Annotated in this window: 25 protein-coding genes; 21 read left to right on the top strand and 4 right to left on the bottom strand. The window is 46.7% G+C overall.

Annotation, left to right across the window (positions count from 1 at the left end):
* Positions 1–7: 7 nt before the first annotated feature.
* The 3 genes from KNP91_RS04100 (at position 8) to KNP91_RS04110 (ending at position 6,165) form a co-directional block, all read left to right on the top strand.
* Entirely contained in the window at positions 8–1,279 is a 1,272-nt protein-coding gene (locus KNP91_RS04100) for an FtsW/RodA/SpoVE family cell cycle protein (protein ID WP_214763631.1), read from the top strand.
* A complete protein-coding gene (locus tag KNP91_RS04105; RefSeq protein WP_214848803.1) occupies positions 1,272–4,706 on the top strand; it encodes a pyruvate carboxylase in 3,435 nt (1,144 codons plus the stop codon). The genes KNP91_RS04100 and KNP91_RS04105 overlap by 8 nt, the downstream gene beginning before the upstream one ends.
* 103 nt (positions 4,707–4,809) lie before the next feature.
* The gene (locus KNP91_RS04110) at positions 4,810–6,165 is read left to right on the top strand and encodes a cryptochrome/photolyase family protein (RefSeq protein WP_214763638.1); all 1,356 of its coding nucleotides are present in this window, start codon (positions 4,810–4,812) and stop codon (positions 6,163–6,165) included.
* Positions 6,166–6,229: 64 nt separating this feature from the next.
* Here KNP91_RS04110 and KNP91_RS04115 read toward each other — a convergent pair whose 3' ends face one another.
* Positions 6,230–7,123: a COX15/CtaA family protein gene (locus tag KNP91_RS04115; protein ID WP_214763644.1), complete on the bottom strand. Its 894-nt coding sequence runs from the start codon at positions 7,121–7,123 to the stop codon at positions 6,230–6,232.
* Between the two features lie 324 nt (positions 7,124–7,447).
* Here KNP91_RS04115 and cyoE point away from each other — a divergent pair, with 324 nt between their 5' ends.
* From cyoE to KNP91_RS04160, 9 genes are all read left to right on the top strand, one after another.
* On the top strand, positions 7,448–8,380 hold the full coding sequence (gene cyoE / locus KNP91_RS04120; RefSeq protein ID WP_214763646.1) for a heme o synthase: 933 nt from the start codon (positions 7,448–7,450) through the stop codon (positions 8,378–8,380).
* Between the two features lie 65 nt (positions 8,381–8,445).
* A complete protein-coding gene (gene coxB / locus KNP91_RS04125; protein ID WP_012370858.1) occupies positions 8,446–9,477 on the top strand; it encodes a cytochrome c oxidase subunit II in 1,032 nt (343 codons plus the stop codon).
* Between the two features lie 34 nt (positions 9,478–9,511).
* On the top strand, positions 9,512–11,380 hold the full coding sequence (ctaD, locus tag KNP91_RS04130; protein ID WP_026827913.1) for a cytochrome c oxidase subunit I: 1,869 nt from the start codon (positions 9,512–9,514) through the stop codon (positions 11,378–11,380).
* Between the two features lies 1 nt (position 11,381).
* A complete protein-coding gene (locus tag KNP91_RS04135; RefSeq protein WP_012370856.1) occupies positions 11,382–12,011 on the top strand; it encodes a cytochrome (ubi)quinol oxidase subunit III in 630 nt (209 codons plus the stop codon).
* Between the two features lies 1 nt (position 12,012).
* Positions 12,013–12,342 carry a cytochrome C oxidase subunit IV family protein gene (locus tag KNP91_RS04140; RefSeq protein ID WP_026827914.1) on the top strand — a complete coding sequence of 110 codons (330 nt, stop codon included), beginning with the start codon at positions 12,013–12,015 and terminating at the stop codon, positions 12,340–12,342.
* 131 nt (positions 12,343–12,473) lie between these two features.
* Positions 12,474–13,379 (top strand): cytochrome c oxidase assembly factor CtaG, encoded by a 906-nt coding sequence (ctaG, locus tag KNP91_RS04145; RefSeq protein ID WP_214763648.1) that lies wholly within the window; start codon positions 12,474–12,476, stop codon positions 13,377–13,379.
* An 18-nt stretch (positions 13,380–13,397) separates the two neighbouring features.
* On the top strand, positions 13,398–13,859 hold the full coding sequence (locus KNP91_RS04150) for a DUF420 domain-containing protein (RefSeq protein WP_012370853.1): 462 nt from the start codon (positions 13,398–13,400) through the stop codon (positions 13,857–13,859).
* A gap of 12 nt (positions 13,860–13,871) precedes the next feature.
* Positions 13,872–14,477 carry an SCO family protein gene (locus tag KNP91_RS04155; protein ID WP_114595415.1) on the top strand — a complete coding sequence of 202 codons (606 nt, stop codon included), beginning with the start codon at positions 13,872–13,874 and terminating at the stop codon, positions 14,475–14,477.
* 8 nt (positions 14,478–14,485) lie between these two features.
* Positions 14,486–14,743: a hypothetical protein gene (locus tag KNP91_RS04160; RefSeq protein WP_012370851.1), complete on the top strand. Its 258-nt coding sequence runs from the start codon at positions 14,486–14,488 to the stop codon at positions 14,741–14,743.
* 146 nt (positions 14,744–14,889) lie between these two features.
* On the opposite strand, the gene KNP91_RS04165 is transcribed toward KNP91_RS04160, so the two are convergent.
* Both KNP91_RS04165 and KNP91_RS04170 read right to left on the bottom strand, forming a co-directional pair.
* Positions 14,890–15,240, bottom strand: coding sequence for a YugN family protein (locus KNP91_RS04165; protein WP_012370850.1), 351 nt, complete (start codon positions 15,238–15,240; stop codon positions 14,890–14,892).
* A 110-nt stretch (positions 15,241–15,350) separates the two neighbouring features.
* Positions 15,351–16,118 (bottom strand): ATP-grasp domain-containing protein, encoded by a 768-nt coding sequence (locus KNP91_RS04170; RefSeq protein WP_234944529.1) that lies wholly within the window; start codon positions 16,116–16,118, stop codon positions 15,351–15,353.
* A gap of 101 nt (positions 16,119–16,219) precedes the next feature.
* On the opposite strand from KNP91_RS04170, the gene KNP91_RS04175 reads away from it, so the two are divergent.
* The 5 genes from KNP91_RS04175 to KNP91_RS04195 are packed head-to-tail and all read left to right on the top strand — an operon-like array spanning position 16,220 to position 19,053.
* A complete protein-coding gene (locus KNP91_RS04175; protein WP_012370848.1) occupies positions 16,220–16,660 on the top strand; it encodes a YlbF/YmcA family competence regulator in 441 nt (146 codons plus the stop codon).
* A gap of 25 nt (positions 16,661–16,685) precedes the next feature.
* A complete protein-coding gene (locus KNP91_RS15775; protein WP_012370847.1) occupies positions 16,686–16,943 on the top strand; it encodes a YlbG family protein in 258 nt (85 codons plus the stop codon).
* Positions 16,944–16,997: 54 nt separating this feature from the next.
* On the top strand, positions 16,998–17,567 hold the full coding sequence (gene rsmD, locus KNP91_RS04185) for a 16S rRNA (guanine(966)-N(2))-methyltransferase RsmD (RefSeq protein WP_214848806.1): 570 nt from the start codon (positions 16,998–17,000) through the stop codon (positions 17,565–17,567).
* Entirely contained in the window at positions 17,564–18,058 is a 495-nt protein-coding gene (gene coaD / locus KNP91_RS04190; protein ID WP_012370845.1) for a pantetheine-phosphate adenylyltransferase, read from the top strand. Before rsmD ends, coaD begins: the two co-directional genes overlap by 4 nt.
* Positions 18,055–19,053: a SepM family pheromone-processing serine protease gene (locus tag KNP91_RS04195; protein WP_214763654.1), complete on the top strand. Its 999-nt coding sequence runs from the start codon at positions 18,055–18,057 to the stop codon at positions 19,051–19,053. The genes coaD and KNP91_RS04195 overlap by 4 nt, the downstream gene beginning before the upstream one ends.
* Here the strand turns inward: KNP91_RS04195 and KNP91_RS04200 are convergent.
* On the bottom strand, positions 19,026–20,177 hold the full coding sequence (locus KNP91_RS04200) for a tRNA(Met) cytidine acetate ligase (RefSeq protein WP_214848809.1): 1,152 nt from the start codon (positions 20,175–20,177) through the stop codon (positions 19,026–19,028). The two genes, KNP91_RS04195 and KNP91_RS04200, sit on opposite strands and share 28 nt — an antisense overlap.
* A 155-nt stretch (positions 20,178–20,332) precedes the next feature.
* On the opposite strand from KNP91_RS04200, the gene KNP91_RS04205 reads away from it, so the two are divergent.
* The 4 genes from KNP91_RS04205 (at position 20,333) to KNP91_RS04220 (ending at position 22,340) form a co-directional block, all read left to right on the top strand.
* Positions 20,333–20,857, top strand: a complete 525-nt coding sequence (locus KNP91_RS04205; RefSeq protein WP_012370842.1) for a YceD family protein — start codon at positions 20,333–20,335, stop codon at positions 20,855–20,857.
* Between the two features lie 47 nt (positions 20,858–20,904).
* The gene (gene rpmF, locus KNP91_RS04210) at positions 20,905–21,078 is read left to right on the top strand and encodes a 50S ribosomal protein L32 (RefSeq protein ID WP_012370841.1); all 174 of its coding nucleotides are present in this window, start codon (positions 20,905–20,907) and stop codon (positions 21,076–21,078) included.
* Between the two features lie 87 nt (positions 21,079–21,165).
* Complete coding sequence (locus KNP91_RS04215) at positions 21,166–21,987, top strand: ketopantoate reductase family protein (RefSeq protein WP_214848812.1); 822 nt, start codon at positions 21,166–21,168, stop codon at positions 21,985–21,987.
* Positions 21,984–22,340: a DUF3397 domain-containing protein gene (locus KNP91_RS04220; protein ID WP_012370839.1), complete on the top strand. Its 357-nt coding sequence runs from the start codon at positions 21,984–21,986 to the stop codon at positions 22,338–22,340. The genes KNP91_RS04215 and KNP91_RS04220 overlap by 4 nt, the downstream gene beginning before the upstream one ends.
* The last annotated feature ends 21 nt before the right edge of the window (positions 22,341–22,361 follow it).

The following is a 22,361-nucleotide window of genomic DNA, read 5'->3' on the forward strand; positions in this document are numbered from 1 at the left end:
GTACATAATGCAATCGAAGTTTAAGGAAAAACGTGCGTTTTTTGATTATCGCCTCTTCTTCACGATGCTGATCCTGATGGCCATCAGTACGGTGATGGTCTACAGTGCCAGTGTCTGGAACGGCGGCGATTACGCGAATACCTCATTTTTTGAAAAACAATTGATGTTTGACGTGATGGCGATTGTTGTCTTTTTGTTTGTCGCTCATTTAAATCATGAGACGTTCCGAGGACCGCTCGCTCGGTTGGGTTTATATCTCATTACATTCGGGATGTTGACGGCAACTCTGTTTGCTGCCCCGTTGAACGGAGCACGTGCCTGGTTAAATTTTGGGATTTTTTTGATTCAGCCGATTGAGCTGTGTAAATTTGTACTTGTCATCGGTCTCGCCAACTACTTTGATCAAAAACATAAAGGACAGATGAACGGTGTGATTGGGATTGTCCATCATTTCATTCATCGGCAAATCGCACCCGATTCATCCGGCAAACGGATTTTGCTTAGTTTTACGGACTGGATCTTGATTCCGATGACCGTGTTGTTGGCTCCTTACGCCATTATTATCCGCATGCAGCCGGATGACGGAGGATTGTTTATCCTTCTTTTGATTTCGGCCATGATTCTTTTTGCAGTCGGCTTGCCGCGCGGGTATATCGCTGTTGCCATCGTATTTGCATCAGGAGTCGGTCTGTATGCCTGGAACAATTTTTCCGCCAATCAGATGGAACGGATTCAAGCCATCTTCAATCCATTTTTAGATGCCGAAGGAAAAGGGTATCAACTGATTAATTCGGTCATCTCGATCGCTCATGGAGGATTCTTCGGAGTCGGTTTGGGGAACAGCTTTCAAAAGTACGGTTATCTGCCGGAGCCGGAGACCGATTACATCATGTCAATCATCTCGGAAGAACTCGGATTCGTCGGGGTTCTCGTTGTTCTCGGACTGTTGTTCTTTTTAATGTGGCAAGGGGCGCTGATTGCCCGGCAATCTGCTTCGATTTATTCGAGTATGGTGGCGTTCGGCATTTCGTCGATCATCTTTATCCAAACCGGTATCAATATCGGGGCGATGTCCGGTCTGTTTCCGGGGACGGGTGTGACGTTACCGTTTATCAGTTACGGCGGGTCTTCACTGCTTGTCATGAGTACGATGCTTGGGGTCGTGGCAAATATTTCGATGCAAAACAAGCACCGGATAGCGTATCATAAAGAAGTACAGGAAGCACGAAAGATGAGTGCTACGAGTTCATTACCTAAAGGGGGAGCATCAGTTGACTAAAATCAAAAAGATTCTTGTCGCCAACCGCGGAGAAATCGCGATTCGCGTATTCCGTGCGGCAACCGAACTCGGGATTCGGACAGTCGCTATTTATTCACGAGAAGATATGGGGTCGCTTCACCGGTACAAAGCCGATGAAGCGTACCGAATCGGTGAGGGAAAAAAACCGATCGAAGCATACCTTGATATCGAAGGAATCATCGAGACTGCCAAGAAGGCACAATGTGATGCAATCCATCCAGGTTACGGATTTTTGTCAGAAAATATTGAACTCGCTACTCGCTGTCGGGAAGAGGGGATTATCTTTATCGGTCCCCGAGAAGAACATCTCTACAGCTTCGGTGATAAAGTCCGTGCGCGGACGACAGCCATCGAAGCCGGTTTACCCGTTATTCCGGGAACGGACGGTCCGATCACATCGATTGATGAAGCGTATGCTTTCGCTGAAAAAGCCGGTTATCCATTAATGGTCAAAGCTTCTCTAGGCGGCGGCGGACGCGGGATGCGTGTCGTCCGGACAGAAGAAGAGTTGCCGGAAATGATTGAGCGGGCAAAATCGGAAGCTTTAAAAGCATTTGGTTCAGATGAAATTTACGTTGAAAAATTGATTGAACGTCCGAAACATATCGAAGTTCAAATCATCGGGGATGCCCACGGCAATATCGTTCATTTGTTTGAACGCGATTGTTCCGTGCAACGCCGTCACCAAAAAGTCGTCGAAGTCGCGCCGTGTGTCACGTTATCGGACGAAGGACGCCAAAAGATCTGTGAAGCAGCGGTAACGTTGATGAAGCATGTCGGCTATGAGAATGCCGGTACGGTTGAATTTTTAGTGACACAAGACGAGTCCTTCTATTTCATCGAAGTCAATCCGCGTGTTCAAGTCGAACATACGATTACGGAAATGATTACGGGCATTGATATCGTCCAGACACAAATTCGAGTCGCGGAAGGGGAATCACTACATAGTGACCTGGTGGGTATTCCTGCGCAAGAAAATATTCAAATGTTAGGTTTCGCCATTCAGAGCCGGATTACGTCCGAAGACCCGGAGAACGGCTTCCTGCCGGATACGGGAAAAATCAAAGCATACCGTTCACCAGGCGGTTTTGGCGTTCGTCTTGACGGCGGAAATGCCTATGTCGGTGCTGAAATCTCGCCTTATTACGATTCCTTGCTCGTTAAGATTTCGACACACGGCTTAACATACGATCAAGCCGTTGCTAAAATGAGCCGAAACTTAAGCGAGTTCCGGATCCGGGGAATTAAAACCAACATCCCATTCTTAAGTAATGTTCTGAAGCACCACGCGTTCATCAGCGGAGATTACAATACATCGTTTATCGACGACACAAAAGAATTGTTCATCTTCCCGAAACGACAAGACCGTGGTACGAAGTTGCTGACATATATCGGAGAAGTATCCGTCAACGGTTTCCCGGGAATCGGCAAGATTGAAAAACCGCTTGCCCGCGACGTCCGGATTCCGAAAGATCTTCCGGCTGACTATCAAGCAGGTGCGAAAGCGATTCTTGATACGGAAGGCCCGCTTGGTGTCATCAACTGGCTGAAAGCACAAGAACGGGTTCAATTGACAGATACGACTTTCCGTGATGCGCATCAGTCGTTGCTTGCGACACGGATGCGGACAAAAGATTTAGTGGCAATTGCCGAGGCGGAAGCCAAACTGTTGCCGGAACTGTTCTCAGTAGAGGCCTGGGGCGGTGCAACGTTTGACGTGGCATACCGTTTCCTGTCAGAAGATCCGTGGGTTCGTTTGATGCAGTTGCGTGAAAAGATGCCGAATGTGTTGATTCAGATGTTGTTACGCGGAGCCAATGCAGTCGGCTATAAAAACTATCCGGACAATGTCATTCATGCATTCGTCAAGGAAGCCGCGCAAGCGGGTGTTGATGTGTTCCGGATTTTCGACAGCTTAAACAATCCTGAATCCATTCAGCTGGCCATCGATGCCGTCTTGCCGACGGGTAAAATCGCAGAAGCAGCAGTTTGTTATACAGGCGACTTGTTTGATGCGAACCGTCCGAAATATCATCTTCCGTATTACGTTAAACTGGCGAAACAACTCGAAGCGAGCGGTGCCCATATCATTGCCATCAAAGATATGGCAGGTCTGCTGAAACCGGAAGCTGCCTACGCATTAGTCTCGGCGTTAAAAGATGCTGTTGATTTGCCGATTCATCTGCATACGCATGATGCAAGCGGGAACGGTATTTACACGTATGCCCGAGCTGTTGATGCCGGTGTCGATATCGTTGACGTCGCCGCTTCAAGTATGGCGGGACTGACAAGTCAGCCTGCCGGAGGAAGTCTGATTCATGCCCTCAGTGGTCACAAGCGTCAACCGCTCGTTTCGGCACAAAAATTTGAGGAAGTGTCGGATTACTGGCAGGATGTGCGCCACCTCTATCAAGCATTTGAACTTGATATGTTAGCACCGAACCCGACGGTCTATGATCATGAAATGCCGGGCGGTCAGTATTCGAATCTTCAACAACAAGCGAAAGCCGTTGGACTCGCGGATCGCTGGTCGGAAGTCAAAACGATGTATGCCCGCGTCAACATGTTGTTCGGCGACATCGTCAAAGTGACACCATCTTCGAAAGTCGTCGGTGATATGGCCTTGTTCATGGTCCAACACCATCTGACGGAAGAAGATGTTCTGGAACGTGCCAGCAATCTTGACTTCCCGGATTCTGTCGTCGAATTGATGAAAGGCGAGCTGGGTACGCCACCGGACGGTTTCCCGAAACAAGTCCAAGCGGCAATCCTTAAAGGCGTTGAGCCGTTGACGGAACGTCCAGGGAAAATGATGGAGCCACTCAATTTTGATGCCATCAAACATGAGTTGTTCGAGAAACTGGAACGTCCGGTAACGGAATTCGATGCTCTGGCATATGCCTTGTATCCGAAGGTATTCCTTGATTACAGTTCGTATGTCACACGTTACGGGGATATCTCCGTTCTCGATACGAGTACGTTCTTCCACGGCATGCGTCTCGGGGAAACAATCGAAGTCGAAATCGAGCGTGGAAAAACACTGTACCTGAAGTTGATTCAAATCGGTCAACCGGACGATCACGGTGTCCGTGTCATCTACTATGAGATGAACGGCGTCCCGCGTGAAGTCGAAGTAAAAGATATCAGCATCAAAGAAAGTTCGTCGAGCCGTCCGAAGGCCGATCGTTCGAACCCGAAACAGATCGGTGCTTCGATGCCCGGTAGCGTCTTGAAGGTCCTGGTCGAACCCGGTACCCGGATTCGTAAGGGAGAGCAGCTGCTTGTGACGGAAGCAATGAAAATGGAGACGACGATTCAAGCACCAGAAGACGGTGAGGTTAAATCGGTTCATGTCAAAGAAGGCGAAGCTATCGCGAACCAAGATTTATTGATTGAATTCGTGTAATGCATAATATGTAACGCAGGATAAATACAGGGTGACGAAAACAGGCAAAACGCATGGCGGATTGCCTGTTTTTCGTTCATCGTCAGTTGATGGAGGAATGAATATGAATATCATCTGTTGGATTCGAAGTGATTTTCGGCTCGAGGACAATCATATGCTGGCACGAGCGGTCGACTATCTTGAAAAGGACGAACAGGCAAATGTCGAGTTCGTTTTCTGGGTGAACCCGGACTACATCGGAGAGTATGATGCGAGGCAACAGTATTTTTTTCAGGCACTCGAACATTTCGCAAAAAACTGCAAGACCCATGATATGCCGATCCGTTTCATTGAAGGACAGGAAAAGGATTTTCTCGAAGCAACGGAAATCGCTGATGTTCTGTTGTTTAACGCCGAGTACGTCGAACCGTTCAAGAGCCGTGACGACGGCATCATGAAAAAACGGGGCGATAAAAAAACGGAACGGTTGCTTGACCGCCATCTGCTTCATCCGCATGCCGTCAAAAAAAATGACGGATCCTATTACAAGGTATTTACACCGTATAAAAATGCTTTTTTGAAGAAAGATGTCGATAAACCGTATCCGGTCAAGCTGAATCTTTTAAAGGAACGTTATCACAAACGGCGGCAGAACAATGCCTTTATGCTGGATTATTTTAAGCGGGCGGCATCAGATACCGACTTCGCGGTCGGGGAAGAAACGGCTCGAAAACGTTTACGATCATTCCTTAAAAATAATTTATCTGCTTATGAGGAGCAACGGGATCTGCCGGCCGTCGACGGAACAAGCCTGATGTCCCGATATCTGCGGACTGGTGAAATCGGAATTCGGACGATTTTTGATGCGGTCCAGCAGGAACAGGATTCAAAAGGAAAACAGACCTATCTGACGGAATTGATCTGGCGGGAATTTTACTACACGATTCTCATGCATTATCCGGAATCCAAACGACTGCCGGTTAATGAACAGTATACGAAGATTGAGTGGGAAACGGATGAGAAGGGATTCAAAGCCTGGGCAGAAGGGAAAACCGGGTACCCGATCGTCGATGCAGCGATGCGTCAGCTCAATACGACTGGATGGATGCATAACCGCCTGCGAATGATTGTCGCATCTTTTTTGACGAAGGATTTATTAGTCGACTGGCAAAAAGGAGAACGCTACTTCCAACAGAAACTGGTGGACTATGAAGCAGCGTCGAATATCGGCGGGTGGCAGTGGGCGGCATCCGTCGGTACGGACGCTGTGCCGTATTTCCGTGTCTTCAATCCGACGACCCAGTCGAAGAAATTCGATAAGGATGGAACGTTCATCCGTACCTATTTGCCGGAACTGAAGGATTTGCCGAAAACATCGATTCATGAACCGACGGAACAACAACGAAAAGACTACGATTATCCGATGCCGATTGTCGAGCACGATATGGCCCGGAAACGAGCGATTGCCCGTTTTAAATAAAGCGTATAAAAAAAGGGAGGCGGATAGTTGAAAAATCCGCTTCCCTTTTTAGTTGAAGGTTTAATCAGCGCAGTCTAGAATCCTTTTTCCGGGTCCGGAACGCATGGTAAGCGAGATACGAAATGACTCCGAAGTAGCAGGTGATCAGGAACGCATGTAATAAAGGCACATACGTCGCATGTCCGCCGAGCACGATCCAGGCACCGGTTGCGACCTGACACGAGATGAAGAAAGTTGCGAACAGCATACCTGTCCGTGATGTCCGGTGTTTGAGGCGAATCGCCGTATAGTGAACAAACAACGTATAGAAGAACAGCAGTCCGGCCAGAATCCGGTGAATCATCTGAACCCAGGCTTCAAACGTCATCGTCGGTTGCGAACAGACCGGCCAACCGACACAAGCATACGTCGCGCCGACGTGGCGGACAAAAGCGCCGGTATAGACGACGACTAATGTATAAACCAACAAGCCGTACAGCAGTTTACGCAAGAACGCTGGGACCGATTCCCTGAATTCTTGACCGGGTCGTTCCATGATTAAAATCGTCAAGATGAGTAAGGAAGCAAAAGAAATCAAGGAAATACCGAAATGTAAGGCCATGACGAGATCGGACTGTTGCCAGACGACAGCGCCCGCACCAACGATTGATTGAATCAACATAAAGATAAAGGCAAGGAAAGCAAAAATCTTTATATCGAGACGATCTTTGAAAGCGACGAGTGTCCACAGGCATAAGGCAATGATCAATAAACCAACGACTCCCGTCACAGCGCGGTGACTATACTCAATCATCGTTTCGACACTAGGGTTAGTCGGAATCAGTTCACCGTGACAAAGCGGCCAATCGGTTCCGCATCCGTTTCCGGAATCCGTTTTCGTGACAGTTCCTCCCATGAGAAGAACAATCATCATTGTGAATGTGACAAATGCTGAAAAAATCGAAAGTTTTCGATTCAAACGCAGCCACCACCTTTCTAGGAAAAATACATGATACTTGAAATACCTAGCAATAGTATCGCATAAAAAATATCGAAACGCTTGCAATCTTTTAGAAGAACGCTATTCTAATATTAGGTAAATATGGTGAACTGTGAGGTAAATCACATACATTTCACATTTTGTTCATTATGTCGAAAGTATTTTCATACGTCATGACCTTGAATATGTGGTATCTTTTATAGAGAAAAGGACGTTTCGTGGCGTGTCTGTGTTATTTCTGTGAAGAAAATACGTGTATCCTACGTACAGAAAGAGCACAGGCGGTTAGAAGGAGGAAACAACATGGCGAAAGTAAACGGGGAGACCCTGGACATCATGATCGAGCAGTCGGATCAGCCGACGTTCAAGGACTATGTCTCCCTAGCAAAGATGGGAATCGTTCGTGCGAATCTCATCACTGTCTTCGCAGGTTATGTCGTGGCAGCATCATACTTAACGGATGATGTTCTACTCTACTTGTGGCAGACGAAGTTGACATTATTGTGGACGCTTCTCGGAAGTGGTCTGGTCATTGCCGGTAGTTGTTATCTCAATAACTACATCGACCGTGACATCGATTATAAGATGGAGCGGACGATGGGGAGACCGAGTGTAACCGGTAAGATGGACGGGCAACGGATATTGGCATTAGGACTTGGCATACTGGCTACCGGTACCGTCCTGTTGCTGATCGTTAACCATGTCGCGGCAGTTTTCGGATTGATCGGTTCGTTTGTCTACGTCGTCATCTATACGATGTGGTTGAAGCGGACACATACGATCAATACAGTCGTAGGTGGTATTTCAGGAGCAGTGCCACCGATCATTGGATTTGCGGCAGTCACTCCGACACTTCATATCGATGCATGGATTTTGTTTCTCATCATGTTCGTATGGCAACCGCCTCACTTCCTTGCGCTCGCCATGAGACGGACGGAAGAGTACCGCGCTGCCGGTATTCCAATGTTACCTGTCGTCAATGGTTTTGCGATCACGAAACGACAAATTGTATGGTGGATTGCAGTTTTACTCCCATCATCACTTCTCCTTGCGCACTACGGCATCATTTATATGCTGGTCATGGCTGTGCTCGGCGGATACTGGCTCTACATGGGACTGAAAGGTCTCAAAATCAAGGAAGAACAAGCTGAGATTAAGTGGGCTTCGAAGATGTTTTTCTTCTCGCTCTTTTATTTCACGGCTTGGATCGTGACGGTCGTACTCGTTTCTCTCTAAAACGATTTGACATACTTCACGGACACCATTGAAGAAAGAAAAAAATTGGGGAAAAGAAAGTGGGGATGGTTGTGAAAAAATCAGGAAAAATGCTCTTCCGGCTTCTTCCGATCGGTTTGATGGCATTATTGTTATCAGGTTGTGGAATCCCGGAATTGTCCGCACTACAGCCTCGCGGGGAAGGCGCACAAATGCAACTTGAAATCATTAAGCTCAGCTTATGGGTCATGTTGTTTGTCCTTGCGATTGTAGCAGTCATCTATATTTACGTACTTATGAAATTCCGTCGTAAAGCTGGAGACAACACTGTTCCGAAACAAGTGGAAGGAAATCATACACTTGAAATCATTTGGACAGTCATTCCGATTCTCTTGTTAGTCGTTCTTGCCGTACCAACCATCAAAACGACGGTTGAATTAGCAGATGCGAAAGAAGCGAAGAAAAATGAAGTCATCAACGTTACAGCCAACTTGTACTGGTGGGAGTTCGAATATCCAGACAAAGGTGTTTCAACAGGACAAGAACTCGTTATTCCAGTCGGAAAACGTGTCGCTGTCAACTTAACTTCAAAAGACGTCATCCACTCATTCTGGGTACCGGCTCTTTCTGGTAAGACAGATACAAACCCGGGTCTCGATAACGAGATGTGGTTACAAGCACAAGAAGCCGGAACATACTACGGTAAATGTGCCGAGTTATGTGGACCTTCACATGCATTGATGGACTTCAAGGTCATCGCGCTTGAGCAAGATGATTACGATGCATGGCTTAAAGACATGAAATCAGCTAAAGAAGCAGAAACAAAACAATTGGATGCAAAAAACAAAAAGAACTGGACGACTGGCGAGCAAGTTTACGCACAAAACTGCCTCAGCTGTCACGGTGGCGGGAAAGTCGCGCCAAGCTTAACAAACTTTGGTGATCGTCAGCGTATCGCTGGATACCTCGACCATGACAAAGAAAATCTCGAAAAATGGATTCGCAATCCGCAAAAAGAAAAACAAGGAACAAAAATGCCTGGTTTCTCTGAAGATAAGATTAGCGATGAAGAGTTAAGCGAACTTGCAGACTACCTATTGGACAAAAAGCTCCAATAATATTTAAGGGGGAATCATAGTGGGGACACATACTATGGGTATGCCGAAGAAAAAAACCGGCATCATGGACTGGCTAACGACAGTCGACCATAAAAAAATCGGGGTTCTCTATATCATCTCTGGATTGTTTTTCCTTCTGGTTGGTGGCGTAGAAGCCTTAATGATTCGTTTTCAATTGATTAAACCGATGAACGATTTCGTCAGCGGTGAATTATTTAACCAGTTGATCACGATGCACGGTACGACCATGATCTTCCTGGCAGCCATGCCGATGTTGATCGGCTATATGAACGCTGCTGTTCCGCTTCAAATCGGAGCACGTGACGTTGCGTTTCCGTTTTTAAACGCACTTGGTTTTTGGTTGTTCTTCTTCGGGGGAGTTTTGTTGAACCTGTCATGGTTCTTCGGCGCAGCTCCGAACGCAGGGTGGACAGCATATGCTCCGCTTTCAACTGTTCCGGAATCTCTCGGTGTTGATTTCTACTCACTCGGATTACAGATTTCTGGTTTCGGTACACTCATGGGGGGGATTAACTTCCTCGTTACGATTTTGAACATGCGTGCACCAGGTATGAAACTGATGCGGATGCCATTGTTCACATGGACAGCATTCGTTGCATCAGCATTGATCGTTTTCGCATTCCCGCCACTTACGGTCGGATTGTTCCTCTTGACGTTTGAGCGTCTGTTCGGGGCACATTTCTTCGATCCGGCAGCCGGTGGTAACATCGTCATCTGGGAACACCTTTTCTGGATTTTCGGTCACCCGGAAGTATACATCTTGATCTTACCGGCCTTCGGTATCTTCTCTGAAATCATTCCTACATTTGCCCGTAAACGTCTCTTCGGTTACACGACGATGGTCTTTGCGACAATGTTAATCGGTTTCTTAGGATTCATGGTTTGGGTTCACCACATGTTCACAGTCGGACTTGGTCCAGTTGCGAACGCAATCTTCGCGGTTGCGACAATGGCGATCGCCGTTCCGACCGGGGTCAAAATCTTCAACTGGCTCTTTACGCTATGGGGCGGTAAATTGACGTTCCCAGTTGCGATGCTCTATTCGGTTGCCTTCATCCCATCATTCCTTGTTGGTGGTATGACAGGGGTTATGCTTTCTGTTGCTCCTGCCGATTATCAGTATCATGACAGCTACTTCGTAGTTGCCCACTTCCACTACGTTATCGTTGGTGGGGTTGTCTTCGGCCTCTTCGCAGGTCTGTACTACTGGTTCCCACTCATGTTCGGGAAACAGCTCAACGAGTTCTGGGGTAAAATTCAATTCTGGTTGTTCTTCATCGGCTTCCACTTGACGTTCTTCCCGCAACACATTCTCGGTCTGACTGGTATGCCACGTCGTGTCTTCACGTACTTGCCAAACCAAGGCTGGGAAACAATGAACTTACTGTCATCAATCGGAGCAGCCTTCATGGGTGTCTCGACAATCGTTCTTGTCGTATCCATCGTTGCAGCATTGATGTCAAAAGAATACGTTAAACGTGACGTCTGGGGCGACGGTCGTACCCTCGAGTGGACGCTTCCTGTTCCAACTCCAGAGTACAACTTTGCACAGATTCCACTTGTTAAAGGTCTTGACACATACTGGCTCGAAAAAATGGCTGGAAACAAAACGGTTTCGGTTTCGGAAGAAGTCGGCGATATCCACATGCCTAACAACTCGATCCTGCCATTCGTCATGTCAGTCGGTTTATTCCTTGCCGGTCTCGGATTCATTCTTCGCCTTGACTACGGTACAGTAGGTCTGATCATCGCCTTGATCGGTCTTGCGATGACACTCTTCGCAATGTTCCTCCGTTCTTGGATTGACGATGAAGGATACTACATCCCGAAAGCGGAAATCGAAAAAGATCTACGCCTTGAAGCTGAAAAGGAGGCGAAGTAAGATGGGACATCATTCAGTACCAAACAACCCGATCACGGGTATTCCGGATCATGTTGAAAAAGCAACACTTGAGGGTAAGAATAAATATGTAGCCTTCTGGTTCTTCCTTGGAGGAGAGACGACATTGTTCGCTTCTCTCTTCGGGACGTACATCGGTTTGCACAACTCTGGTGCAAAAGAAGGATTACGCAGTTACGATATTTTTGAAATGGGTCTTGTCTTCATCATGACGATGCTCCTTCTCACAAGCTCACTGACAAGTGTTCTTGCGATGATGGCGATGAAACGTAATGATGTCAAGAAAATGAAAATGTGGTTGATCATCACGCTAGCACTCGGTTTAGGGTTCCTGAGCGGTGAGATCTATGAGTTCAATCATTATTACCACATTGGTCACACGTTTACTTCAAGTGCTTTTGGATCAGCCTTCTACACACTCGTTGGTTTCCACGGAGCACACGTTTTGTTCGGTCTCCTCTGGATTTCGACATTGTTGATCCGGAACTGGAACCGCGGCATCACGGTTGTCAACGCACCGAAATATTATGTTTCAAGTCTTTACTGGCACTTCATTGACGTCGTCTGGGTTTTTATCTTCTCAGTCGTCTACCTCATGGGGATGGTGAAATAAGATGGAAAAACACGAGCCGCAATTAACACGTAATCAAGTTGAACTCGAGATGAAAGCAGATCGCAGCCGCGAGATGCAGTTACAACTCACAAGTTTTGCTTTGATGATTTTTCTCACACTGATTGCTTTTGGTGCGGTCATGGCAGAACTCATGCCACACTGGGCAGCTGGTGGATTTTTAATCATCATGGCAATCGTTCAAGTTTACTTGCAACTTTATATGTTCATGCACATGAACAATAAAGGCAACACTTGGATCAAAGTCATGATGGCACTCGGCGTCTTCGTCGCCTTGACGATTGTCGCGACACTCCGTCTTTTGATCTGGTAATCAATTGTGACCATTCTGCTAACGTTTAGCAGGATGGTCTTTTATTTTGGAATCGTTTTATGAGAAACCTTTACAATGAAATAGGGGAACGGTAATCTTAATCTGTAGGAAAAAGGAACGGGGTGAAAAACATGTTAGGCAATTTAAGGGGATCCTTATCACAATTCGACTGGACCGTTTTATGGAGTCCATACTATGCATTACTTTTAATTGGTATATATGTTTTATACGCTGTATTGACGGAAAAAATCCGTCGACCTGATGAAGCGGAGACGACATTAGGACAAAAGTTTTCGATGCTTGCGGCTTTGTTTGTCTATTACATCGGTTTTGGCAGCCCGCTTGATGTCTTGGCCCATATCACGTTCTCTGCTCATATGTTGCAGATGGTCTTCGTGTACATGGTGGCACCGCCGCTCTTGATGATTGCGATTCCAGGGTGGGTGTTCAAACGGTTGTTTGAGGTACCGTATCTTGGACGGACATTACGATTTTTCATTTTGCCGTTGATTGCACTGATTTTGTTTAATTCACTGTTTACGTTTTATCACATGCCCTTCATCTTTGATTACGTCCTGACGAACTATACGGTGCACCGGATTTTCCACGGGACATTGATTTTCCTCAGTATGACGATGTGGTATCCGATTATCGCACCGGTCAATGAAGAAGACAGCTTGTCGGATTTGAAGAAAATGGTTTATATCGTCGCCAATGGTGTTTTGTTGACGCCGGCGTGTGCGTTCATGATCTTTAGTCAAAGTTTCCAGTACGACGCCTATCAGGATCCGGCAACATTCGCAAAAGTATTAGCATACTGTATGCCGAATAATGATTTGAATGGACTCAACATGGAACGGCTGTTCGGAACAACAAAAGATTTGCTCGAAGACCAGCGTTTTGGTGGGGTTCTCATGAAACTTGGTCAAGAGTTAGTGTATGGGCTGTTCTTTGGTCTGACATTCTTTACTTGGGTCAGACGTTCTAAAAGTACTGCTGTCGATGAAGGTATGTCCTTCTCGCCAAAAGCGGATTAAATTGGGGGAAGTTGGAACATGAGTTATTTGCCGTTGATTTGTGTCTCGTTGATTGTCATCAGTGCGATTTTTGTCGCAATCGGTTGGTTTTTGATTGCGCAGACACGCCGAAATATGAAAGCACACCAATTCGTGATGACGATTGCTGCTGCATTAGCCTTACTATTCTTCATCATGTACGCGTTACGGACGATTCTGCTCGGTAACACGGCGTTTGGAGGACCGGATACGGTCAAACCGTACTACACAGGATTTTTGATTTTCCACATTTTGCTCGCGACATCAGGTGGTGTCCTTGGACTGATGGCTCTGTTCTTTGCCTATAAGAAAAACTTTGCAAAACACCGTAAAATCGGTCCGAAAGCATCGGTCATTTGGTTTTTAACGGCGATTACAGGTGTGATCGTCTACTGTCTGTTATACGTGGTCTACGAGCCGGGAGAGACAACAAATGTGTTCCGGGCCGTCTGGAACCATTAAGGAGGTCTTGATTTGAAGAAAAACAGTTATTTGACTGTCGCCGCAGTCGTGTTGATTTTAGTAGCTGCAGCAGGCGGGTATTATTACTTCTTCATGAAAGAAAAATTACCCGTCATCGCGGAGCCGACACCATTTGAATTGACGAATGCAGTCGATGGGAAACAGTTTAGTTCGGAAGATGGAAAAGTCAAAGTACTGACGTTTTTCTACTCGAACTGTCCGGATATCTGTCCGTTGACGTTAAACGATTACCGTAAACTCGAAAAGCAGTTACGTGCGGAAGAGTTGTACGGAACAGATGTCGAACTGGTCGCGGTCACGGTCGATCCGAAAGTAGATACACAAAAAGTATTGAAAAAGTATGCTTCGAACTTTGAAGCAAATGCAGAAGGCTGGAAAGTGTTGACGGGAGATGATGTCGTCATTGATCGTCTGACACGCCAATTGAATTTCTATTATTCAAAAGCAGAAAGCGGCTTAGTCACACACGGTACGCAGATGTTCATACTCGACCGGGATAATAAAGTCCGGGCAATCTCTTCAATGGCAAAAACGACAGACGAACCGGTCGACTTAGAGGAAGTAATGACATCGGTCAAACAACTTGCGAAGGAGTGAATTCCGTGATGGAACAGCAGTATCAAGTAACGGGCGCAGTAACGGTCTCGGTTCAAGCGATTGAAGAACTTTTACTCTGTACAGTCCTTGATTTCGGTGCGACGGTAGCCCGGATCAAACGGTTATCCGGAGATTCGGTTTCGTTCAGCTTGAAAGTCCAGGTCGACGCCACACGGCTTCCGGACTTGTATCACTATTTGCGTGAACAAGTAAACATCCAATTAGGGGAAGATGTGTTGGACTATCTTCAGTTGGTAGCCAAGTAACCGGGACTCCTCGATTTCAGTGGGATATCCGTAAAAAGTAAAGGAGGCACTTTCTCGATTCGTGAGGAGGTGCCTCCTTTTTAGATAATTGTTACGCAATAAAAAAATCAAAATCCACGAAAGGTGAATTTTGATTCGTTGAGTGCTTATTTTTCGAGTGTTTCAAGCAATGCAGTTAAGCGGCGCTCGCAGTCTTTGACGATCTCAGGAGGGAACTCCTCATCGTATTCGACGCCGTGCGGATAGTAATGTTTTCCGAGTAACGGTGTCAACATCCGAACGACTGCTTGACGGTCTTCGATCTCACCTTGGATGGCATAGACCGGAATACGGAGGTAAAATACCTCGCCCGTCGATTGTTTTTCGTATTTCATGTCATACATGGCACGCTCATAATCCCATTGTCCTTCGCGGACGAAACGGTGATGCGCCATAATCGTTTCGAGTAACCCGAACTTCATTTCCTTATTTTCGATTCCGAACTGTTCAAACTTCATGTGTGAATCCCCCTATACCCCAGTTTGCTAGTGTACACTAGTCTTTCCAAGCTATCATACCATAATGAAACTACCGATAAAGAAAAAGTTGTGAAGTCAATTTGAAGAATTCATGAACTTCCGTATTTTCGCTCAACGTATTCAAGAATCGTATCCGGTGCATGGATGCCGAGGTGATTTAATCCTTCTCCGCCGAAGAAAACGTTAAATTCAAGCACATAAATATGACCGTCTCGGAAAATGAGATCAAATCCGGCATGATCGATATCGAGTTGCTTGGCGAGAGTCAGCACAAAATCAAGTGCCTCCTGTGGAATGTTCTCGAAATCAAGGACACCCCCTTGAGCGACGTTATTCAAAAACTCGGTACCGCCGACCCGCCAATAAGCAGCGAGAACCTGATCGCCGACGACGACGACACGTAAATCCTTTTCATTCGGAATATATTCCTGTACATAAAACGTATCATGTTGCGCCACGTATTTATCCCAGTCCGCGTCATTTTTGATCAGATGGACGCCTTGACCCATGGAACTGCGGACGGTCTTGGCGACGAACGGAAAACTGAACTGATCGAGCACACGGGAAATCGTGAATTCGTTTTTTCCGTAAATTTCTGTCCGGGGAATATTGTCGGGAATAACGGTTTTGAAAATCCGTGTCATTTCGATTTTATCGTGCCCTAAATGGAATGTTGCCGCTGACGGGAAAATCGGTTTTTTCATTCCGTAGATAATAGAATGGATCTGCCAATATTCCGGAAACAAGATAACATCTGCCTGGGCGATTTTATTTAATGAATCAAAATGATAATCCGACTTCGCATGCTCGGTTTTGATACCAATCGTCCGGAACATGTTAAATGATAAAAATTGCATACAATTCATTCCTTCCTTCTGAACAAATTATACACAATTCAGCGTGCTAGGAGCGAGATAAATGTTATGATATGATGGTTAAGTTAAGGAGGAGATTCGTTGTGATTTATTCAGATAAAACAATCGACCTCATCAACGCAGCGGAAGACCTTGCATACTCTCTCTCGCAAAGCGAAACAGGTCAAGCATATAGATTAGCAAAACAGGCACGTGCAAACTCAAGACAAGCACAGGACGTCATTCGTGATTTTAACCGCATTAAGGAAGAATACGAATTGGTGCAACGATTTGGCCGGTATCATCCGGACTATCAAACCATCACAAAAAAAGTGCATGAAATTAAACGTGCGCTTGATTTACAGGAAGAAGTCGCACAGTTTAAGAAGGCGGAGAAGCAATTGGAAACGCTCCTCGGGCAAGTCAGTCTCGTCCTGGCCGGACAAGTCTCTCCTCAAATCAAAGTACCGACCGGAAATCCATTTTTCGATCAGGGATGCGCAGGCGGGTGTTCGACTGGCGGAAGCTGCAGCTGTAGCGGTTAAGAACGACACAAGGGAGGAACGGTGTGTGATCAAGGATCGAATCGGACTTATCGTCTATGTCAATGCGTTGAAGGCCTCACGTCAATTGCGTCGGTTCGGAAATGTCTATTTCACTTCAAAACGGGAACGGTACGTTTTCTTATACGTTGATTTGGAACGGCATGAACAGATAGTTGAACGGATTACGGAACTGCCGTTTGTCGAGAGCGTCATTCGATCAGAACGGCCGTTCATCAGCGAAACGTATGCGAATAAAAAAGGTAAGATACAAGAAGAAGTCTAACAGGTAGAGCGATGAGGTCATCCTCGTCGCTCTTTTTTGAAAGGATGAGAAGGCATGCGGGTCATATCAGGAGAACGAAAAGGTACACGAATCAAAGCGGTTCCGGGAGCTCAGACACGACCGACGACAGATAAAGTCAAGGAATCCTTATTCAATGTCATCGGACCGTATTTTGACGGAGGGAAGGCGCTTGATTTATTTGCAGGAAGCGGAGGTCTCGGAATCGAAGCTTTATCCCGGGGATGCGATGAAGCTGTTTTTGTCGATCAACATTTTAAAGCGGTTCAAACGATTAAAGAAAATTTACAAACAACACGTTTGACGGAGCGGAGCCGTGTCTTAAAAAAAGACGTGACGGTGGCCTTGGCGGAACTGGCGGGCGAATCGCCCTTTAAATTGATTTTTCTCGACCCCCCGTATGCGAAGGAGCAACTCGCCGAGCAAGTGGCCTACATAGAGCAACATGACATGCTGACGGACAACGGCGTTATTGTTTGTGAACATGGATCAGAAACGGAGTTACCCGATGTCATCGGCCGTTTGCAGGTCATCAGACGGCTGCAGTATTCTACGGTCATCTCGATTACATTGTATGAATTTACAGAACTGGAGGAACAAGCATGAAACGAATCGCCATCTGTCCCGGGAGTTTTGATCCCATCACGAACGGGCATCTTGATATCATTGAACGGGCAGCGCCGATTTTTGACGAAATCATCGTTGCCGTATTAAACAATTCCTCCAAGCAACCGTTGTTTTCAGTTCAGGAACGGATGGAGCTGATTTCAGAAGTGACGGAACATTTACCCCATATCAAAGTCGATGCTTTTAACGGGCTACTTGTTGATTATGCTTCGACGGTCGGAGCGGATGTCATCGTCCGTGGCTTGCGCGCCGTGTCGGATTTCGAGTATGAGATGCAAGTCGCGTCCATCAATAAAAAAATGAATGATCAAATCGAGACGTTATTTATGATGACGAACAACCAGTATTCATTTTTAAGTTCATCGATCGTCAAGGAAGCAGCCAAATACGGAGCATCGGTTGCCGGTCTCGTGCCTCCTGCCGTCGAAGAAGCATTACGTCATAAATACAGCGAAGGAGAATTAAGATGAAGGCTTGGAAACCGGCACTGGCTGCTGTTCTCGCAGCGATGATTGCTTTTTTTGTTCCGCTTCCGTATTTCATTTCCTATCCCGGGGACGCGACATCGACAGAGCAGCTGATTGACGTCAAAGGGGCGACAAAAGAACCGGGTGACCTGATGATGCTGACGATTGCCCAGCGGCGGGCGACACCCTATTTTCTCGTAGAGAGCCTGTTTCTGCCGTTTGCGGACCGTTCGAGCGTCAGTGACTATCTATATGACGGCGAGTCGGATGCGCAGTATGAGAAACGTCAGAAGCTTTACATGGAAGAAGCCCAACATAACGCTACGATTGAAGGGTATGAACTTGCAGGGAAAAAAGCGACGGTCGATTTCAAGGGGATTTATGTCTCGGGAATCATTCCGGATGGTCCGGCAGACGGGAAGTTAAAAGCCGGGGATCAGATTACGACGGTTGGCGATAAAGCGATTACTTCGTTGGGCAGTTTCATGAAAACGATCAGCAGCAAAAAAGCAGGAACGAAAGTAAAGCTGACATACCTACGAAACAAAAAACAACGACAGACGAGCATTACCGTCAGTCAGCTGACAAAGGGATCGGAGCGGGTCGGACTGGGAATTTATGAGCCGCTTCCGATATCTTCCGTAAAGACAGATCCGGAAGTCGATTTTAACGTCAAGGATGTCGGCGGTCCATCGGCCGGAATGATGTTCACGCTCGAAATTTATGATCAACTGACGAAAGGCGATTTAGCCAAAGGATATAAAATTGCCGGAACCGGTACGATTGAAGAGGGCGGAAAAGTCGGTCCGATCGGCGGAGCGTGGCAAAAAGTTGTCGCGGCAGACGAAGCCGATGCAGAAATCATGTTTGTCCCGGCGGGTGAAAATTACAAAGAAGCAAAACCGTCAATCCAAAAAATCGAGACGAGTATGAAACTCGTCCCGATCAAGACAGTGGAAGATGCACTGGATTATTTGGAAACACTGCCGGCAAAATGAGCGAAGCGGCGATGTTCTTCAAGCCTGTCATAACGAGCCAAGGGCACAGCGTATGCTGCTGTGACTTGGCTTTCTTTGATGAGCCAGGGATGTTTCTCGAATGTCGAAATGACCGGAATACGCTGTTTGATTTCGCGTAAGGCGAGACGTCCTTTGTCATTGAAGGCCAATGGACGGACGTAGTCGATCCGGTCGAATGCGATATTTTTGAACTCGCTTGATTTAGATGACGTCAACAGGTAGATCAGGACACGCTGCAGGCTGGTCCGGGTGTAACGACGTGTTTTAACAGCCGTCATGAAGTTATCGAACGTCTCGTTTTTACGTGCTCCTTCAATCAAGCGCGGGGCCAAAGAGGAATCGATCCCGTTAAATTGCATTAAATCATCGAGAGGGGTTGTCAGAAGGCGGTGGCGGATAAAAGGATAGTAGGGCTCAAATGAAGCAAAGACCGCATTCCGCAGCGTCTCAGCGGTCAGTTCCGGTAAACCGATCAATGAGTGATGCGTTGCGTGATAAGCACGGATTGCCGTGGCACTCATGATGTCACCGGTGGAAAGATCATGGTAGCCGCTCCCAATGCGTTTTGTCGTGTGCAAGGTGATCGTCGAGGCAGCCCGGGCGTAATAATATCCGAGTGTATTATTTGGTGTCGTCAAGTCCAGTGTCGTCGTCATCTCCCGGAATGCATGACTGGCGGCTGTTGCAGACGATAATCCACGGGCTAACCCTTCCTGCATCAGTTCTTGATAACGCGGAGTCGCTTCCTGGTTTTCGGCAGCAGCCTCGATGAACGGCTCCAATTGACCGCATTCACTCCCGAACGATAAACTTTCCGCACCAATCGTCTCGGCAATCGTGACTCCCCCGAGGGCGAACCGGTCGGCCCGTTGGACGGCGAAATAAAACGGAAGTTCGAGGACGAGATCGATTTCGCCACTCGCGACTGCCGCCTGCGCCCGGGTCCATTTGTCTGTAAAAGCCGGTTCACCGCGCTGTGTGAACGTTCCGCTCATGATGGCGACAATCAAATCAGCGCCTGTTTCTTGACGTGCGATTTTTGCTTGATAAAGGTGTCCGTTGTGAAACGGATTGTACTCAGAAATAATTGCAGTCATTCTCATGAAACTTTCTCCTTTGCAAACCGAATTAAGTGCGGTAATATGGATGAAGACGTCCAAAAGTGTTCGTTCTCTAGCGATTTCAGTGTAAAGAAAAAACATTGACAAAACAAGATGTCCTCTCTATAATTCATATTGTTGCAATTGAGGTGATTCGGATGAAATGGTCCCTGATGCAATTGAATAAATTGCGCAATCTGGGTCAACTTCAGGTTAACGAGACGATTGAGCTTCCTGAGCTCATCGCCCTCCATCCGGATATCCGGGCGGTGCAACCTGTGCACGTTCGTGCAAATGCATCGTTTACATCGAATCAATTAATATTCAATCTCCGGATTACAGGCGAAATGACGCTTCCGGATGCCCGGACGCTGAGTGACGTCGCGTACCCGTTCGAGATTGAATCCATCGAGTCGTTCCTGCTCGAGGTTGATGCTGTTCCGAGTGATTCGGATGACATCAACTTACCGAACGGGAATACGGTTGATCTTCAACCACTCGTGCAAGAATTGATTTTACTTCATGTGCCAGTGCAAGTGCATGGGGATGATGAAGAAAATCAGTTGGTTCAAGGGGAAGGCTGGACGGTTCTCTCTGAAGAAGCGCCAGAAGAAGCTGAACCAAAAATTGATCCGCGACTTGCGGGTCTCGCTCAGTTCTTTAAAAAAGATCAGGATTCCTAATCTTTTCATAAAAAGACGAGTGTATTTTTTCAAGGAGGTGGACAACGATGGCAGTACCATTCCGCAGAACGTCGAAAACACGCAAACGTCTTCGCCGTACTCATTTCAAACTCCGTGTACCAGGTATGGTCGAGTGCCCAAACTGTGGTGAAATGAAACTTTCACACCGCGTTTGTAAAGCATGTGGCTCGTACAAAGGTAAAGAAATCGTCAGCAAGTAAGCTGAATGATCGGTATAAAAGCGACCCTAGAATCGAGCAATCGGTTTGACAGGTCGCTTTTTTTGATGAAAGAAGGAGCGTGGACAGATGAGTCAAGTAGGAATCATCGGTGCCGGATCGATTGGATTATTAATCGCATCCTACCTTGCAGAACAGCACAGTGTGACACTCTATACGAGACAAACGACAGGGCATGAAATCAAGATTATCCGGGATAATCAAGTCAGCCGACCTGTAGAGGTGCGGCCGCTTGAACAATTCGAGTCACAAGACTTGGTGTTCGTGACGACAAAGTCGTATGATATAAAAAGTGTGATGCCTTATCTGACGAACGGAAAGATGCCGGTCATGTTCTTACAGAACGGGATGGGGCATGTGAAAGAAGCGGAGCAAGTACCGCAGGCGTTGTTCGGGATCGTCGAGCATGGTGCCATGAGAACGGGACAATACGCGGTCCGACATACCGGAATGGGACGGATCCGCTACGGGCGGGTACCCGTCGCGATGCTCGAGGCGACACCGTTGCAGTTTGAGTATGTTCCGGACATCGCGCAGGTCATGTTAACGAAATTATTCATGAACGCCGTCATCAATCCATTAACTGCCTATTACCGGATTACGAACGGTCAATTACTGGAAGCACCTTACGCTGAAAAGGCACACGGTATTTTTGAAGAGTTGCGGAACGTCTTTCCGGAGCATCCGATCAGCTATGAAGAAATCGAACAGGTCATCAGACGAACCGCGCTGAATCGTTCGTCGATGCTTCAAGATATAGAGCAGGGAAGACAAACGGAAATTGAGCCGATTGTCGGTTTTGTCCTGGAACACGCGGTGAATCCGACACCCTTACTGACTTTTTATTTTAATCAGATTAAATCTCAGGAAAAAAGAGGGGATTCGATGTGACGTGGTTTATTATTTTTCCAATCTTCAGCTTAGTTAGCTTATACCTTATTTTTTTGATGGTCTTTCGCCAACACGGAAAAGCAGTCCGGTTGGCGCTTGATTTAGGTACATTCATCGTATTGTATGGAATTCACGTCGCCTTGATTGCCCTGACCGGTCAAAATTATTTAGGGTGGCTGTTAATCGCCGTCCTCTTGATTTTTGCAGTCAATGCCTTATGGCAACGGATCAAAAAGGTGGATGTGGATTATATACAGATGATTCGACACAGTTGGCGGATTACGATCTTGATTGCTCTTCCGGTTCAGTTGACGCTGTTTGGAATCGGAATTCAACAACTGTTCATTCATTGATTTTGTCAGAAAGAAGGGATT

The organism is Exiguobacterium sp. s138, from assembly GCF_018618775.1.
GTDB classification, from domain to species: Bacteria; Bacillota; Bacilli; order Exiguobacteriales; family Exiguobacteriaceae; genus Exiguobacterium_A; species Exiguobacterium_A artemiae.

Coding starts and splice junctions, on each gene's coding strand:
- KNP91_RS04100 (WP_214763631.1), top strand. CDS start 8: ATGCAATCGAAGTTTAAGGAAAAACGTGCGTTTTTTGATTATCGCCTC.
- KNP91_RS04110 (WP_214763638.1), top strand. CDS start 4,810: ATGAATATCATCTGTTGGATTCGAAGTGATTTTCGGCTCGAGGACAAT.
- cyoE (WP_214763646.1), top strand. CDS start 7,448: ATGGCGAAAGTAAACGGGGAGACCCTGGACATCATGATCGAGCAGTCG.
- coxB (WP_012370858.1), top strand. CDS start 8,446: ATGGTTGTGAAAAAATCAGGAAAAATGCTCTTCCGGCTTCTTCCGATC.
- ctaD (WP_026827913.1), top strand. CDS start 9,512: ATGGGTATGCCGAAGAAAAAAACCGGCATCATGGACTGGCTAACGACA.
- KNP91_RS04135 (WP_012370856.1), top strand. CDS start 11,382: ATGGGACATCATTCAGTACCAAACAACCCGATCACGGGTATTCCGGAT.
- KNP91_RS04140 (WP_026827914.1), top strand. CDS start 12,013: ATGGAAAAACACGAGCCGCAATTAACACGTAATCAAGTTGAACTCGAG.
- ctaG (WP_214763648.1), top strand. CDS start 12,474: ATGTTAGGCAATTTAAGGGGATCCTTATCACAATTCGACTGGACCGTT.
- KNP91_RS04150 (WP_012370853.1), top strand. CDS start 13,398: ATGAGTTATTTGCCGTTGATTTGTGTCTCGTTGATTGTCATCAGTGCG.
- KNP91_RS04160 (WP_012370851.1), top strand. CDS start 14,486: ATGGAACAGCAGTATCAAGTAACGGGCGCAGTAACGGTCTCGGTTCAA.
- KNP91_RS04165 (WP_012370850.1), bottom strand. CDS start 15,240: ATGAAGTTTGAACAGTTCGGAATCGAAAATAAGGAAATGAAGTTCGGG.
- KNP91_RS04170 (WP_234944529.1), bottom strand. CDS start 16,118: ATGCAATTTTTATCATTTAACATGTTCCGGACGATTGGTATCAAAACC.
- rsmD (WP_214848806.1), top strand. CDS start 16,998: ATGCGGGTCATATCAGGAGAACGAAAAGGTACACGAATCAAAGCGGTT.
- coaD (WP_012370845.1), top strand. CDS start 17,564: ATGAAACGAATCGCCATCTGTCCCGGGAGTTTTGATCCCATCACGAAC.
- KNP91_RS04195 (WP_214763654.1), top strand. CDS start 18,055: ATGAAGGCTTGGAAACCGGCACTGGCTGCTGTTCTCGCAGCGATGATT.
- KNP91_RS04200 (WP_214848809.1), bottom strand. CDS start 20,177: ATGAGAATGACTGCAATTATTTCTGAGTACAATCCGTTTCACAACGGA.
- KNP91_RS04205 (WP_012370842.1), top strand. CDS start 20,333: ATGAAATGGTCCCTGATGCAATTGAATAAATTGCGCAATCTGGGTCAA.
- rpmF (WP_012370841.1), top strand. CDS start 20,905: ATGGCAGTACCATTCCGCAGAACGTCGAAAACACGCAAACGTCTTCGC.
- KNP91_RS04215 (WP_214848812.1), top strand. CDS start 21,166: ATGAGTCAAGTAGGAATCATCGGTGCCGGATCGATTGGATTATTAATC.